Here is a 15637-nt window from a genome sequence, read left to right as displayed (position 1 = left end):
TCGCAAGTTGCAAAGTGCAGAGATTGCAGAGAATCCGATATGAAGTTTCCTGGTCAGCGCAAGTCCAAACATTATTTTCCGGTCAAAACCCGCGACCCCCTGCTTGAGCAATTGACTCAGCTACCCCAGCCGCAGCCAACCTATATCAGTGGGATTGATCAGACCCTGGTGGACATTGAGGCCAAGGTGGCCGAGGAGCTGCTGGAACGCTACGGACTGCCCAAGGGTAACTCGACCCTGATTGACGATGCTACCGCCCATGCGCTGTATGAAGAGCTCAAAAAAGAAGACCTGATCAGCGATGAGTTTGCCGGTGGCACTATCGGGAATACGGTACACAACTACTCTATTCTGGCCGATGACCGCTCGGTACTGTTTGGGGTGATGAGCAAATCCATCGAAGTGGGCAGTTATGCCTACCGTTACCTGTGCCACACCTCCTCCAAAGTCGACTTAAACCACCTGCAGCCGGTTGATGGCCCAATAGGTCGCTGTTTCACCCTGATCTCAGACTGTGGTGAGAGAACCTTTGCTATCAGCAAAGGTTCCATGGATAAGCTGACGCCGGATTTTATCGACAAAGAAGTTATTCAGGGCAGTGCTGCGCTGGTGCTGACAGCCTATCTGATGCGTGCCGCAGCAGGTGATGGCATGAGTCAGGCTGCATTAACCGCCATTGAGTATGCTAAGGAAGCCGATGTGCCGGTGGTGCTAACCCTGGGGACTCGTTTCCTGATCCAGGAAGACCCTGAGTGGTGGCAGGCGTTTATCCACGACAACGTGACCATACTGGCTATGAATGAAGATGAAGGTGAGGCGCTGACCGGCTTCGCTGACCCCTTGCTTGCCAGTGAGGCTGCACTGGAATGGTGCGACATGGTGCTCACCACTGCGGGTCCCATAGGGCTTTATACTGCCGGTTACACCGAAGAAGCCGATAAGCGTGAAACCAGCCATACCCTGTTGCCAGGCGCTATCCCAGAGTTTAACCGCTTTGAGTTTTCTCGCCCGATGCGCAAGCGTGACTGCAGCGAGCCTATTAAGGTGTACGCGCACATTTCACCGTATATGGGTGGTCCTGAGCAAATTCGTAACACCAATGGTGCCGGTGACGGGGCATTGTCGGCACTGTTACATGACCTTGCCGCCAATAACTTTCACCGCGTTAATGTTCCTGGCTCCAGCAAACACAAAAATGACGGGCTTTGCTATTCGTCTTTTTCGCAAATTTGTAAGTATGCCAACCGGGTGGCTTACGAAGTGCTGGCTCAGCACAGTCCACGTTTATCCCGTGGCCTGCCTGAGCGTGAAGATAGTCTGGAAGAATCCTACTGGGAGCGTTGATAAACTTGCTCGAAACTTTCCCCTGTATTGAGGTCGGGGCAAGCTAACAAAAAAAGGCGCCATTGGCGCCTTTTTTATCGTCACTGGTTTATCTGCCGGTGTTATGCACCCCGGTGTACTTCTGCATCAAAGCTACCTGTCGTTTTGCCTGCTTTGGGGTCGTTGAATACAGCTTCATTCAACGCACCTTCTGATTTGGCAATCACCATAGTGGCAACTGTATCACCCGTCACATTCACCGCTGTTCGTACCATGTCCAGCAGACGGTCCACGCCAAGGATCAGGGCGATACCTTCTACCGGCAAGCCAACCTGATTCAGCACCATAGCCAACATTACCAGGCCCACACCGGGCACACCCGCTGTACCTATGGATGCAAGCGTAGCTGTTACCACTACCATGGCATAGTCAGTAATGGTCAGTTCAATGCCAAACACCTGCGCAATAAATACAGTCGCAACACCCTGCATGATGGCTGTACCGTCCATATTAATGGTCGCGCCAAGAGGAAGAGTGAAAGACGCAATCTTGTTATCCGCGCCCAGGCGGTGCTCAGCCGCTTCCATGGTTACTGGCAGGGTTGCGTTGGAGCTGGCGGTGCTGAAGGCAAACAGCTGCACATCACGCATCTTGCGAATAAACATAAAGGGACTTAAGCCGGAGAACAGCTTCAGCAATGTGGGGTAAACGATAAAACCATGGAAAAGCAGTACGGCCAACACCAACAGGAAATATTTAATAACATCCCCAAGGGTTTCCATGCCCAGAGTCAGTGCCAGTTTACCCATGAGCGCGAATACACCATAGGGAGCGAGTTGCATAATCAAAGTCACCACACGCATGATGACTTCGTTGAGATCGTCAAACAGAGCCGCTACGCGGCGACCTCGTTCACCAATGTGGGAAATAGCGAAGCCAAAGATTACTGCGAAAATAATAATTTGCAGCATGTTGCCTTCACTGAGTGCCTTCATTGGATTGGATGGCACAATATTAATCAGTACATCGGCGAGGCTTGGGGCTTCTTTTACCGAATATTGCATGCTTTCGGTTGCCAGCGAAGCATTGCCCGGCTGTATCAAAACGGCGGCAGAAATGGCTAACACCAACGCCACTGCGGTGGTAAAGAGGTAAAATGCGAGCGTTTTACCTCCCAGTCGACCTAATTTCGAAGGTTCACTTAAAGAACAGGTTCCGCAAACCAGCGAAATAAATACCAGCGGAACGACAAGCATTTTTAAGCTGTTAATAAAAATAGTACCAACGACATGGAAAAGGCCTTCGGTGATGTAATCCTGTACCCATTCGCTGCCCGCAAAAAGGTTTCGAAGTAGGAGACCTATAAGAATACCAGCACCCATGCCGATAAGGATTTTGCCTGTAAGGCCAATTTTACTGGGTTGTGCAGCAGCCATAAACCTTCCTGTGTAATTTTTGTGCTTTGTTTTTTTGGCCGAATAAGCCTAGCAAGAAAGCGATATCCAGGAAAAGGGCAATTAACTAAAGTTTTCAGCAGAAACTGCGAAATAAACTATTAGGGTAATGGAAAAGTTACATGAAAATTGTGTATTGTTAGCCTATAAGTAATAAGCTGAATGCTTAGGTATTTTAACTAGAGTAACAGGGAGTCTGACAATGAAGTCAGCGTTAAAGTTATGGTTGGTCACCGTCCTCTCCTTATTTTTGGTAGCCTGCGGAGGCGGCGGTTCGATTTCAGATACAGGGGGTGGGGGTGGTGGTACGCCTCCAACAGACACAATCACGGTAACAGCAGCTATTGCATTTAGCTCTACAAACAGCACCATTGGCATAGATACACCTGCTACGGTGACCGCAAACGTCAAAGGTTCGCTCTCTGGTGCAATAGCCGGAAAACTGGTCACTTTTAAACTGAATGATGACAAGTTAGGCACCTTTACTCCCTCCACTGGAACGGCTCTGACCGATGCGGACGGGAATGCCACTATTACCTTGAGTACAGCCGATATTGCTGGTGCAGGAACTGTTACGGCGAGCGTCGACACTGGTGAATCCAGCGAACCTGTTGGTTTTACCATGAAGGGGGATGGTGGAAGCTCCAGCGGTGGTGAAGCTCAGGTAAGCCTTACGCTAACTGATGCTGATGGCGTGGTAATTGATACCATTTCAGGTACCAAGCCAGGTAAGTTGGTGGCCACTGTATCTGGTATTTCCAAAACCGTAATAGTGACATTCAATTCGTCTCTGGGTGATTTGCCTATTAAAACCGCTATTACTGATGCAAATGGCAAGGCGAGCGTTGATATCTACGCTGGCAGTCAGCCGGGTGCCGCAGAGGCTACTGCATCCCTGTCAACCGGTGAGAGCGGACAGAAGGTATTTGTAATCGGTGCCACTAATGTGTTGATGGGAACTGCAGAAGGTACTTTTGTTTCCGGTAAGGCCTCTGTCAGTGCAACAAGCATATCGGCCGGAGGTACTGCTACCGTTTCAGTTAAGTTGCAGGATGAGCAGGGTAATCCTTTTACAGAGCCCGTTAGTGTCAGCTTTTCTTCTACCTGTGCAACCAAAGACCAGGCTGAGCTCAGCAGCCCGGTAACAGCTGTGGGTGGCATTGCTACCAGTACCTATCTCGCGAAAGGTTGTGTGGGCGATGACAATATCAGCGTTTCAGCGAATGTAGGTGGAAAAAACCTCTCTGCCACAGGTACCTTAAATGTGCTTACTGCGGATGCTGGCAGTATTGTATTTGTCAGTGCGTCTCCCGCAAATATCAGTATCAAGGGCACGGGTGGTGACGAATCGTCGACCGTTAAATTTAAGGTTTTGGATACCAATGGTAATCCAGTCGCCAATAAATCTGTTTCATTTGCCTTAAATACTTCTGTTGGCGGCCTGACATTGAGTCCTCCCTCAGCCACAACCAATAATTTAGGTATTGTTCAAACTGTTGTCACTTCAGGCACGGTAGCAACCACTGTAAGAGTTACGGCAACGATTGATGGCACTGACCCGGTTATTTCCAGTCAGTCGAGTGTGTTGGTTATTTCCACAGGTAAACCTGATCAGGACAGCTTCTCTTTGTCAGCCGAAGTGTTAAATGCTGAAGGTTGGGATATTGACGGCACTGAAGTGCAGGTTACCGCGAGGTTGGCTGATGCCTTTAATAACCCGGTTCCTAATGGCACAGCGGTGTATTTTACCACTGAGGGGGGCGCGATAGACCCATCCTGTACCACCACCAACGGTGCTTGTACTGTCACATGGCGCAGCCAAAATGCCCGTCCTGATGGTACTGCGCTCACTGATGGTTCCGGTGCCCAAGTACTAAATCCAACACCTGTGGTGGTTGAGGATGGCGGTCGTTACTATGGCTTCTATGGCCAGAAGTTTGGTGGTCGCGCCACAATCGTTGCTACTGCAGTGGGTGAGGAATCGTTTCCTGACTCGAATGGCAATGGTCGCTTTGATGCCGCAGAAATGGATGCTTTCCTGAATGGCACTGATGTCAGCGGTCGTGCGTACGATTTGGCTGATGCATTTGTAGACCATAACGAAGATGGAGTATTTAACCCGCAGCAGGCCGGTGGTCAGACTGGTGGTGAGAACGAAGAGCTTATTGACTTCGACGTTGACGGCATCTTTGATGTTGCCGATGGCAAGTATAATGGAGTGCTTTGCTCTGAACCTGCGCACGCTGGCTGCGCCAGCGCTGAGACTCAGTCCCTGTTTGTTCGTCAAAGTCTGGTGATTGTGATGTCAGGAAGTGAAGCCTATGCGACACCTGCGGACAGCGTAGTGATTAACGACCGCGATGGCACAACAACCGGTGGCAGTATCGATATCAATGGAAAGTCCACGGCTTCGGTGGTGTTTGCCATTTCTGACTTACACAATCAGCAGATGCCTGCAGGTAGCAAGGTTAAGTTTGCGACATCCACCGGTTCTATCGCCAGTAGTGCTGAATACACCTGGCCAAGCAGTAACTATAATGGTGCCCGACAGTTTTCTGCGACCATTAAAGGTACTGATCAATCAGAGAGCGGCGTCTTTTCTGTCACAGTGACAACTCCTAGCGGAGTAGCAACAGAGGTATTGACTATTCCGGTGAATATTTACTGATATCCTTTCTAAATAAAAGGCCACTCAACTTGAGTGGCCTTTTTTAATGCATCCAATTCCAACAGGGCGGTTTAGACTCAGTTTGATGCCTTGTGTTGATGTTTATGTCTGGAAAGCACAATTCTTTACATCAGCGTTGGAATTGATAGACACTGCCCAGTTGCATGATTTGTGTCAGTTCATCCAGCGCTGTTCTGGATTCCATTAACAGTTGGGGATCAGCAAGATCAGCGGCGCTGATGCGGTCGCGGTAGTGCTTGTCCACCCACTGATTCAGGCGGGCAAACAGCGCGTCGTTCATCATCACATTGGGATTAACCGCTGCAAGCTCGGCATTATTCATGGCAACGCGCAGTCGAAGGCAAGCAGGGCCACCGCCATTTTGCATACTTTGCTTCACATCGAAGTAGTGCACCGCTTTAACAGGAGTGTTAAAAGTAACCAACTCACTGAGGTAAGCGTGTACTGCAGGATTTTCTTGACAGTCTGTCGGCGCAATAATGGCCATATTACCATCACCCAAGGTGACTATCTGAGTGTTGAACAGGTAGCTTTTTACCGCATCGAGAACACTCACTTTGGCCGTCGGCACCTCGATGAAATGCATGTTGCCATTCATCTTTTTGTCGATTTCAGCAAGCTTGGCCTGAGTCTCCAAAAACGCCTGCTCATGGTAAAAGAGTACGTTTTGGTTGCCTACGGCAATAACGTCGTTGTGGAATACGCCCTGGTCAATCACATCCGGATTTTGTTGCAGGTATACCGTGTGGCTATCTTGCAGCTGATGCAATCTGGCGACCGCCTGTGAGGCTTCCAGAGTTTGCCTGGCCGGGTATTTTTTGGGAGCTGGGCGCGTAGCATCGGCAACACTGCGGCCGTACACGAATACTTCTACACCGGCGTCGCCATAGTTATGGCACAGGCGGGTGTGGTTGGCCGCGCCTTCATCACCAAAAGTGGGATGCTCAGGTAAGTGCTCGTGGTGGGCAAAATGTTTGGTATCAGCAAAAATAGCTTTCAGGATATTGCCGGTGGTAACAGGTTCAATGCTGCGGTGCAGCTTGTCCACCAGGTTCGCTGGCGTGAAGTGCAATTTTCCATCTGCGCTGTCGGCACTGGGAGACACAGTAGCGGCGTTGGCGGTCCACATGCTGGAGGCACTGGCGCAAGCCTGCAGCAGAACTGGTGCCTGTTTGGCGGCTTGGTCCAACACGTTGGCATCTGAGCCACTAAAGCCGATGCGGCGTAAGGTATGCAGATCAGGGCGCTCCTGCGGCGCCAGCATTCCCTGTACCAGCCCCATATCGGCGAGCGCTTTAGCCTTCTTCAGCCCCTGTTTGGCGGCATCACGAGGATTGGATACCTGAGCGGCATTGCTCTGGGAGGCCACATTGCCGAATGACAGTCCGGCATAATTGTGTGTAGGGCCTACCAGACCATCAAAGTTTGCTTCGAAATGCTTCATTGCTTGTCCTTACTGAGGGGCGTTTCTTAATTATTGTTCAAAACTTCTGTGATCGAGGCCTCAGTATACCGACGCAAATCAGCTTCACAAGCCAGCTTGCGGGGCGTAAAGTCGGGACTTTTGCCAGATTTGCATAACTATTGCTTGCTTGCTGGCGGATAATGAAATATTAGTTTTTAATTACGCAAAGTTATTTTGAAACATTTTTTTCATTATTGAGTAAAAAGTGACTCGCTGGGCCACATATCTGAGGGAAATCCTTGAATCTGACGATTCAACCCTCTATATATGGTGCCAATTTCTACCTTCTCGAGACTGTTTGGCGCAAATTAAGCTATGGGAAAATCGCTCGTTATTGTCGAATCGCCGGCGAAAGCCAAGACCATCAACAAGTATCTTGGTAAAGAATTTATTGTGAAATCGAGTGTGGGCCACATCCGTGATCTGCCCACGTCCTCCGCGGCCGAAGGCAAAACCAGCAGCAAATCTGCCACTGAAGTTCGCAAAATGAGTGCCGAAGAAAAGGCGCAATACAAGAAGCAAAAAGATAAGCAGGCCTTGGTTGCCCGTATGGGGGTTGACCCTGAACACGGCTGGCGTGCCAATTATCAGGTGTTGCCTGGTAAAGAGAAGGTGGTAAAAGAACTCCAGGCCCTGGCCAGCAGTGCAGATCAAATCTATCTCGCAACGGATTTGGATAGGGAAGGGGAAGCCATTGCCTGGCACCTGCAGGAAATCATTGGTGGCGATAAAGACCGTTATAAGCGCGTGGTGTTTAATGAGATCACCAAAACCGCCATTCAGGATGCCTTCAGTCAGCCCACAGATTTGAACACTAACATGGTGAACGCCCAGCAGGCCCGTCGATTCCTCGATCGGGTGGTGGGCTTTATGGTGTCGCCACTGCTGTGGAAAAAGGTGGCAAGAGGCCTCTCGGCCGGTCGGGTACAATCAGTCGCGGTGCGGCTTGTGGTTGAGCGCGAAGCCGAGATTAAAGCCTTTGTGCCCGAAGAGTTCTGGGACATCCATGCTGACTTAAAAACGCCAAATGCTGACAAGCTGCTGATGGAAGTGAGTCGCTACCGTGATGCGGCCTTCGAACCCATCAATCAGGCGCAGGCCATGGCTGCGGTTGCCGAGCTTGAAAAGGCCAGCTTCACCGTGCTTGAACGTGAAGACAAAGCCACTTCCAGTAAGCCGTCAGCGCCGTTTATTACCTCAACTCTGCAGCAGGCTGCAAGTACCCGTCTTGGCTTTGGGGTAAAGAAAACCATGATGCTGGCACAGCGCCTCTACGAAGCGGGCCACATCACCTATATGCGTACCGACTCCACCAACCTCAGCCAAGAGGCGCTGGACAACGTCAGGGCGCATATCGAGTCTGAGTATGGTGCCAAGTACCTGCCAGACGCTCCGGTGCGTTATGGCAGCAAAGAGGGCGCTCAGGAAGCGCACGAAGCCATACGTCCATCCAATGTGCAAGTTGAGGCGGTTAGCCTGACTGACATGGAGCGAGATGCTCAGCGTCTGTACGAGCTGATTTGGCGTCAGTTTGTCGCTTGTCAGATGACACCTGCTCAGTACGATGCTACCCGTCTGACCGTTAAAGCCGGTGATTACGAACTCAAAGCCAGTGGTCGTATTCTGAAGTTTGACGGTTGGACCCGGGTTCAGCCGGCGCTGAAGAAGAAAAATGAGGAAGACAATACCTTGCCTGATGTAAATAAGGGCGAGGTGTTGAAACTTGAGTCACTCGATCCCAAACAGCACTTTACCAAGCCGCCAGCCCGTTACGGTGAGGCCTCTCTGGTAAAAGAGCTTGAAAAACGTGGTATTGGCCGTCCTTCTACCTATGCCGCCATTATTTCCACCATTCAGGACCGCGGTTATGTAAAAGTGGAAAATCGTCGCTTTTACGCCGAAAAAATGGGTGAAATCGTCACTGAGCGTTTGGTTGAAAGCTTCAGCGAGCTGATGAACTACGACTTCACTGCTGGCATGGAACAGACTCTGGACGATGTGGCCAAGGGCGACAAGAACTGGAAAAAGGTGCTCGATGGCTTCTACAGCGGCTTTACTGCCAAGCTGGAGCAGGCAGAGGCTGAACCCGATTGCGGCGGTATGCGCCCCAATCAGATGGTGCTGACCGATATCCCTTGCCCCACCTGTGGTCGCCAGATGGGTATTCGTACCGGCACCACCGGGGTCTTCCTCGGCTGTTCCGGTTATGCCCTGTCACCCAAAGAGCGTTGCAAAACCACTCTGAACCTCACGCCCGGTGAAGAGGCCATAGCTGACAACAGTGAAGATGCTGAAACCGATGCACTCAGAGCCATGCATCGCTGCAACAAGTGCGGCACTGCCATGGACTCCTATCTGCTGGATGAAACCCGCAAACTGCATGTGTGCGGCAATAATCCGGAGTGTGACGGTTATGAAGTTGAGAAAGGGCAGTTCAAGCTCAAGGGCTACGAAGGTCCCATTATCGAGTGCGACCGTTGTGGCAGTGATATGGAGCTGAAAAATGGCCGCTTTGGCAAATACTTTGGCTGTACCAGCAGCGAGTGTAAAAACACCCGTAAACTTCTGAAAAATGGTGAAGCAGCGCCACCGAAGGAAGATCCTATCCATTTGCCAGAGCTTAAATGCAGCAAGTCGGATGCGTACTTTGTGCTGCGCGATGGAGCCGCTGGTATCTTCCTTGCCGCCAGTACCTTTCCGCGCTCGCGGGAAACCCGTGCGCCGCTGGTGGAAGAGCTTCGCAAGTACCGGGAACAGTTGTGGCCCAAGTATCAGTATCTTGCCGATGCGCCGGTTGCTGATGCCGAAGGCAACAAGACATTGGTGAAATTCAGCCGCAAAACCAAAGAGCAATATGTTGCGACTGAAGTGAACGGTAAAGCCACCGGTTGGAGTGCCCATTACAATAATGGTAAATGGGTGGAGTCCAAGGGGAAATAACGCGTCGCCAGACTGCAGAAACGGCGCCTGTGTGTGCCGTTTTTTATGCCGTTTAAATGGTAGCGTTCAGATAAATATTGCCAGCGCCGATACCAAAGTAATGGGGTGCAAAGTTCCCGCAGACGAAAAAGCCCCGATTTACGGGGCTTTTGGCTAAATGCTGGTGCTTACCATTTTTTCTTAGGTTGAAACAGCATGTCCAAATCGTCGCCTTCTTTCTTCTGTTTTGGTGCACTGGGCTCAGACTGCTTCTGTGCACCCATAATTTCATCCAGCAATTGCTTGGCTTCATCCACTTTACGTGCAATGAAAGGATCGTTGGGTGTCTGTGCCTTGATGGCGTGCAGGGTCGACAGTGCCTTGGTGACCATCTGCTTGGAAGAACCATACTGTTTCATATAACAGGCGGCGCGGGCTCTGGAAATCATAGACTCCACGTTAATCCGTAATTGCAGACTATCTATTCGTCCTTCTTCCTGTGCAAATATGGTTGGTTCAACTTTTCCCTTGTTATGTTCGGCACGCAAAATAGCTTTCAGTTTTTTCAGGGTTTGCACAATGACCAAAATTTGTTTGTCGTTGTCAGGCAGACGAAAGCTTTCAACGGTAGGAACGTTGGTCACGTCTTTTTGTGTTTCGATCTGAGCCTGAACGTCCAGTAAACGCCGTTGGTAGTCGTTTTTGGACTGACCAGAGCTCATTTCCGATGCCACGGTCAGGGCTTCCTGAATTCGACGGTAGAGCACCATCACCAAGTGTGATGAACACGGGAACATGCCAGTGTTGGACAGTACGCTTTCGGTCTCATCGATAATTGCCCGCTGACGCGCGACTTCCACACGCCTTTCGGCTTCTTCGCGCTCTTTTTGCTGCTGAACGACATTCACGACAATAATGAGCAGTAATAAGGCCCCACAGGCAAGCAGGATCATTAATAACATAGGTCGTCCATTCTTGTTATAAGTCAGCCAATGCTACAATAAATCAATAAACTAGCATAGTTATCTTAGCTCAGCTTATTGCTTGTGTCGCCCCAATTACTTTGAAGGGCTTTGTTATTCCTGTTTGATTTAATCAAATAGGTGTACTATAACCCATGATTATAGATGTGATGGCTTAGTTTGGCCTGTAAGGCACGCAAATGGCGAAGGAAAAGAGATGAAACTGCAACAACTCAGATATATTGCCGAAGTGGTAAATCACAATCTGAACGTCTCTGCCACGGCTGAAAACCTCTATACTTCTCAGCCAGGGATCAGTAAGCAGGTACGGATGCTGGAAGATGAGCTGGGGATCCAGATTTTTGGTCGCAGTGGTAAACATCTTACCCATGTTACGCCTGCAGGTGAGCAGGTCATTGCCATTGCCAATGATATTCTTGGCAAGGTCGAAAGCATTAAAAAAGTCGCTGAGGAATACACCAAGCCGGATCAGGGTGAGCTGAATATTGCTACCACCGACACCCAGGCAAGATATGCGCTGCCTCATATCATTAAGGGCTTTATCAAGCGGTACCCCAAGGTGAATCTGCACATGCACCAGGGCACGCCCACACAGATAAGCGAGCTTGCCGCTCGCGGTGATGCCGATTTTGCCATTGCCACCGAGGCGATGCATCTTTATTCCGATTTGATTATGTTGCCCTGTTACCACTGGAATCGCTCTATCGTGGTGACGCGCGACCATCCGCTTGCCAGTCGCAGCCAAATCAGCATCGAAGAATTGGCTCGCTTTCCGCTGGTAACTTATGTGTTTGGTTTCGATAGGGCATCAGAGATTGAACGGGCTTTTAATCGTGCGGGCCTTGAACCGCGACTGGTGTTTTCTGCCACCAGTGCTGATGTGCTTAAAACCTATGTTCGCCTTGGTCTTGGCGTCGGAGTCATTGCATCGATGGCAATAGATCCCAATATTGACCGCGATTTGGTCGCCATTGATGCCAGTCATTTGTTTGCCCATTCAACCACCAAAATCGGTTTCAGAAAAGGCAGTTTCCTTCGCAGCTACATGTACGATTTTATTGAGCTGTTTGCACCACACCTTACCCGGGATGTGGTTGAAAAGGCGGTGGCGCTGCGCGACCCTGTATTGATTGAAGAGATGTTTGCCGACCGTGAACTGCCGGTTCGCTGAAGCTTTTCAGCCAATAAAAAATCCCGCACAGGCGGGATTTTTTATTGGGCTCGAGAAACTGGCAGGTGCCATTAACACTCAACGATATTCACTGCCAAACCGCCTTTGGCGGTTTCTTTATATTTGCTGCGCATATCACGGCCGGTGTCCATCATGGTTTTTATCACCTTATCGAGTGATACCTTGTGGTTACCGTCGCCCCTGAGCGCCAGACGGGAGGCGTTAATTGCCTTAACCGCGCCCATGGCGTTACGCTCAATACAGGGAACCTGTACCAGACCACCCACAGGGTCACAGGTCAGGCCCAGATTATGTTCCATGCCGATTTCAGCAGCATTTTCTACGTGTTCAACCGTGCCGCCCATAATTTCGGTCAGTGCAGCTGCCGCCATGGAGCAGGCAACGCCGACTTCTCCCTGACAACCAACTTCGGCACCGGAAATTGATGCATTCTTTTTGTACAGAATACCTATGGCGGCTGCGGTCAGCAGATATCGGGCACAAATGTCTTTGTCCACCTCTTGTACAAAGGTATCAAAATAGCAAAGTACCGCAGGGATAATGCCCGCCGCACCATTGGTGGGCGCTGTAACCACGCGGTCGCCGGCAGCATTTTGCTCGTTCACCGACAGGGCGAATAGATCAACCCAGTCCATGGCGGTCAGAGGGTCGACATTGTTACGGCCTTCAGCTTTAAGGCGACGGTACAAGGCAGGTGCGCGGCGACGCAGCTTAAGACCGCCAGGCAGCATACCTTCTTTTTTGTAACCCTTCTCAATGCAGGTTTTCATGGTCTGCCAGATGTGCCACAGCTTTTCCTTAACCTCTTCTTCGCCGGCGAGGGAAAGCTCGTTTTGCATCATTAACGATGAAATGGATAAACCGTCAGTGGTGCACATTTCCAGCAGTTGCTGAGCGCTGTTGAAATTATAGGGAGCCGCCTTGATTGGGGTTGCCGGAGACGGATTTTTCTGGTCAATTTCGTCTTCATCCAGCACAAAACCACCACCTACGGAATAGTAGGTACGCTGATACAGACATTCGCCTTTGCTGAATGCGAAGAGAGTCATGGCATTGGCATGGGCTGGCAGGGTTTTGCGTCTGTGATAGATAATGCCGTCTTCGCGGGTAAATTTTACAGCTGTGCCGTTGGCCAGCTTCAAAAGTTCCTTGTTGCTGACATCGGCGAGAATGCCATCAATGGTGTCGGTGTCCACTGTCTCAGGATCTTCGCCCATTAATCCCAATATCACGGCTTTACCCGTTCCGTGGCCTTTGCCGGTTTGCCCGAGCGAGCCAAACAGCTCAGCACGCAACTCATCTACGCGTTCAAGCAGACCCATATTGTGAACACGGGCAATAAATTCTTTGCCAGCCTTCATCGGGCCAACGGTATGGGAACTGGAAGGACCTATTCCAATTTTAAAGATGTCAAATACACTGATCATAAGTTCGGGCCCTGTTGGTGTTTCGTTGTTATTTTAGTCGTAAGTCCGGTGCTTGCTCGCCCACCGGTGCACTTTGCGGTAATCTTTGATCCCGGATGTCGACCAGTGTCGAAAAAAGGGGATCTGTGCTTTAAGTCGCAAGGTATAAGTATCCCACAAACTTTTTCGATAGTTTCATTAGTAATTCTTATGTCACCTTGTTCGGATTAGTCTGGCTAAGCTTGATATGCCGCCAAATGGAACAAGGTGGCAGGAGTCGCAATTTGACTTGGCTGTAACGTTTCTCACAGTGCAATCTGTTCCACAAACCAAACTCGAGATGAATTTTTGTAGGGAGAAAATATGGGCTTTCTGATGCTGGATATCGAAGGCACACAGCTGGATAGTGCCGAAGAGGCACTGCTGAAGGCACCACAAACCGGTGGCCTGATTTTGTTTAGCCGTAATTTTACCAGCCGTTCGCAGCTCGTCTCCCTGGTGGCTGATATACGTCGGGTTCGTCCGGACTTGCTGATTGCAGTCGATCATGAAGGCGGCAGGGTACAGCGTTTTCGGGAAGGCTTCACCCAAATACCTGCCATGGGTGACATCTTACCCGCCGCTGGTAAAGATATGGCGCTCGCCAAACGTTGGGCCACCGAGCTTGGTTTTTTGATGGCTGTCGAGCTTCTTGGCTGCGATATCGATTTAAGCTTTGCACCTGTGCTGGATGTGAACGGCATCAGCGAAGTAATTGGAAAAAGGGCATTTTCAGCAGATCCGGAGGAAGTGGCCGAGCTTGCCAGCGCCTTTATTCGAGGTATGAACGATGCTGGTATGTGTGCCGTAGGTAAACATTTTCCGGGACATGGCAGTGTTCAGGCTGACTCTCATATTGCCATGCCAGTGGATAGTCGCAGCGCTGAGGCCATTCTCAATGTTGATATGAAGCCTTTTGTCAGCTTAATTGGTGCTAATCTGCTCGATGGCGTGATGCCTGCGCACGTGGTGTATGACAGTTTGGATCCTAATCCAGCGGGTTTTTCCCGCTTCTGGCTGCAGCAAAAGTTGCGGGGAGAGCTGGGCTTTGATGGTCGTATCTTTTCTGATGATCTTGGTATGGAAGGCGCCGCCTTTGCCGGCGGTTATGTCGCCAGAGCCAGAGCTGCGCTCGATGCTGGCTGTGACATGATTTTGGTGTGTAACAATCGTCAGGGGGTGCTGGAGGTTCTGGCGGCAGATTTGTTGCAGTCGACTACTGTTAACACAGCAGCCAGTTTAAGACCAGATAACGGGAAAACAATCAGAGCGCTCGATAACACGGTACGTTGGGAGAAAGCGCGCGAACTCGCATTGACTATCGGTTATAGGGCATGAACATCATGGCAGGCTGGGTCACGAAATCTGCGATTTTTTGATGGTGCGCAACATTTGATAAGGGCTAGGCTGTTAGGGTGTAGCCATTAATCTAACATCCGGTGATTTTATGATCCTCTATTTCCACGGTTTTGATGCCACCAGTCCCGGCAATCATGAAAAGATGCGGCAGCTCAAATTTGTCGACCCAGACGTCAGGTTGATAAGTTACTCCACAGCGCACCCCAAATATGACATGCAGCAACTCTTGCATGATGTTGCCAGAGAAACGCAACATGTTGAAAAAAATGGGGTCATTGCCGTTGGTGTTGGCCTGGGTGGCTTTTGGGCTGAGCGGATCGGTTTTTTGAGTGGTATTCGCAGCGTATTGATAAATCCGAATCTGAACCCGGAAGACAATATGATTGGTCGTATCGATCGACCTGAAGAATATGCCGATATAGAGGATAAGTGCGTCAGCGAATTCAGACAGAAAAACGCCGGTAAAAGCCTTTGTATTTTATCGCGTCAGGATGAAGTACAGGATAACAGTCAGACAGAACGGATCCTGGCGCCTTTTTATCCAGTGCTTTGGGATGAAGAACAGCCGCATAAGTTTCCATCACTTGGCACTTATCTTCCGGTGATAAGGGCATTTTTACATGGGCAGTTGCCTGCAATCTGAGTAATGAACCGGTCAAATGACCGGTTTTTTATTTTCAGCCCTAAACCACCTACTTCAGTAGGTGGTTATCATCCAAATGGGCTTTGCCCGTATATCTACCCATGCTAAATGCATCTTTGATTTTTAGCGAAGTCAAAAGAGGCAAATAACATGAGTAGATACGAG

The 15637-nt window shown here is 50.0% G+C and carries 10 protein-coding genes; 6 read left to right on the top strand and 4 right to left on the bottom strand.

Going from position 1 to position 15637, the window contains the following annotated elements; genetic code table 11:
• The first annotated feature begins 39 nt into the window (after positions 1 to 39).
• A complete protein-coding gene (locus tag ABYK60_RS12955) occupies positions 40 to 1344 on the top strand; it encodes an inosine/guanosine kinase (protein ID WP_372872445.1) in 1305 nt (434 codons plus the stop codon).
• A gap of 101 nt (positions 1345 to 1445) precedes the next feature.
• Here ABYK60_RS12955 and ABYK60_RS12950 read toward each other — a convergent pair whose 3' ends face one another.
• Complete coding sequence (locus ABYK60_RS12950; protein WP_372872444.1) at positions 1446 to 2759, bottom strand: dicarboxylate/amino acid:cation symporter; 1314 nt, start codon at positions 2757 to 2759, stop codon at positions 1446 to 1448.
• Between the two features lie 220 nt (positions 2760 to 2979).
• Between ABYK60_RS12950 and ABYK60_RS12945 the strand changes: the two genes are divergently transcribed.
• Positions 2980 to 5445 carry an Ig-like domain-containing protein gene (locus ABYK60_RS12945; RefSeq protein WP_372872443.1) on the top strand — a complete coding sequence of 822 codons (2466 nt, stop codon included), beginning with the start codon at positions 2980 to 2982 and terminating at the stop codon, positions 5443 to 5445.
• 130 nt (positions 5446 to 5575) lie between these two features.
• On the opposite strand, the gene astB is transcribed toward ABYK60_RS12945, so the two are convergent.
• Complete coding sequence (gene astB, locus ABYK60_RS12940) at positions 5576 to 6910, bottom strand: N-succinylarginine dihydrolase (RefSeq protein WP_372872442.1); 1335 nt, start codon at positions 6908 to 6910, stop codon at positions 5576 to 5578.
• Between the two features lie 336 nt (positions 6911 to 7246).
• On the opposite strand from astB, the gene topA reads away from it, so the two are divergent.
• Positions 7247 to 9871 (top strand): type I DNA topoisomerase, encoded by a 2625-nt coding sequence (gene topA / locus ABYK60_RS12935; RefSeq protein WP_372872441.1) that lies wholly within the window; start codon positions 7247 to 7249, stop codon positions 9869 to 9871.
• A 167-nt stretch (positions 9872 to 10038) separates the two neighbouring features.
• Here the strand turns inward: topA and ABYK60_RS12930 are convergent, their stop codons facing one another.
• A complete protein-coding gene (locus ABYK60_RS12930; RefSeq protein WP_372872440.1) occupies positions 10039 to 10812 on the bottom strand; it encodes a hypothetical protein in 774 nt (257 codons plus the stop codon).
• Between the two features lie 217 nt (positions 10813 to 11029).
• On the opposite strand from ABYK60_RS12930, the gene cysB reads away from it, so the two are divergent.
• A complete protein-coding gene (gene cysB / locus ABYK60_RS12925) occupies positions 11030 to 12004 on the top strand; it encodes an HTH-type transcriptional regulator CysB (RefSeq protein ID WP_372872439.1) in 975 nt (324 codons plus the stop codon).
• A 71-nt stretch (positions 12005 to 12075) separates the two neighbouring features.
• On the opposite strand, the gene ABYK60_RS12920 is transcribed toward cysB, so the two are convergent.
• Positions 12076 to 13452, bottom strand: coding sequence for an L-serine ammonia-lyase (locus ABYK60_RS12920; protein WP_372872438.1), 1377 nt, complete (start codon positions 13450 to 13452; stop codon positions 12076 to 12078).
• 342 nt (positions 13453 to 13794) lie between these two features.
• On the opposite strand from ABYK60_RS12920, the gene nagZ reads away from it, so the two are divergent.
• Positions 13795 to 14808: a beta-N-acetylhexosaminidase gene (gene nagZ, locus ABYK60_RS12915; RefSeq protein ID WP_372872437.1), complete on the top strand. Its 1014-nt coding sequence runs from the start codon at positions 13795 to 13797 to the stop codon at positions 14806 to 14808.
• A 109-nt stretch (positions 14809 to 14917) separates the two neighbouring features.
• Positions 14918 to 15472 (top strand): alpha/beta hydrolase YcfP, encoded by a 555-nt coding sequence (ycfP, locus tag ABYK60_RS12910; protein ID WP_372872436.1) that lies wholly within the window; start codon positions 14918 to 14920, stop codon positions 15470 to 15472.
• Positions 15473 to 15637: the final 165 nt, after the last annotated feature.

It is taken from the genome of Shewanella sp. (assembly GCF_041630135.1).
Taxonomy (GTDB): Bacteria; Pseudomonadota; Gammaproteobacteria; order Enterobacterales; family Shewanellaceae; genus Shewanella.
This window is presented reverse-complemented; position numbering and strand designations above follow the sequence as displayed.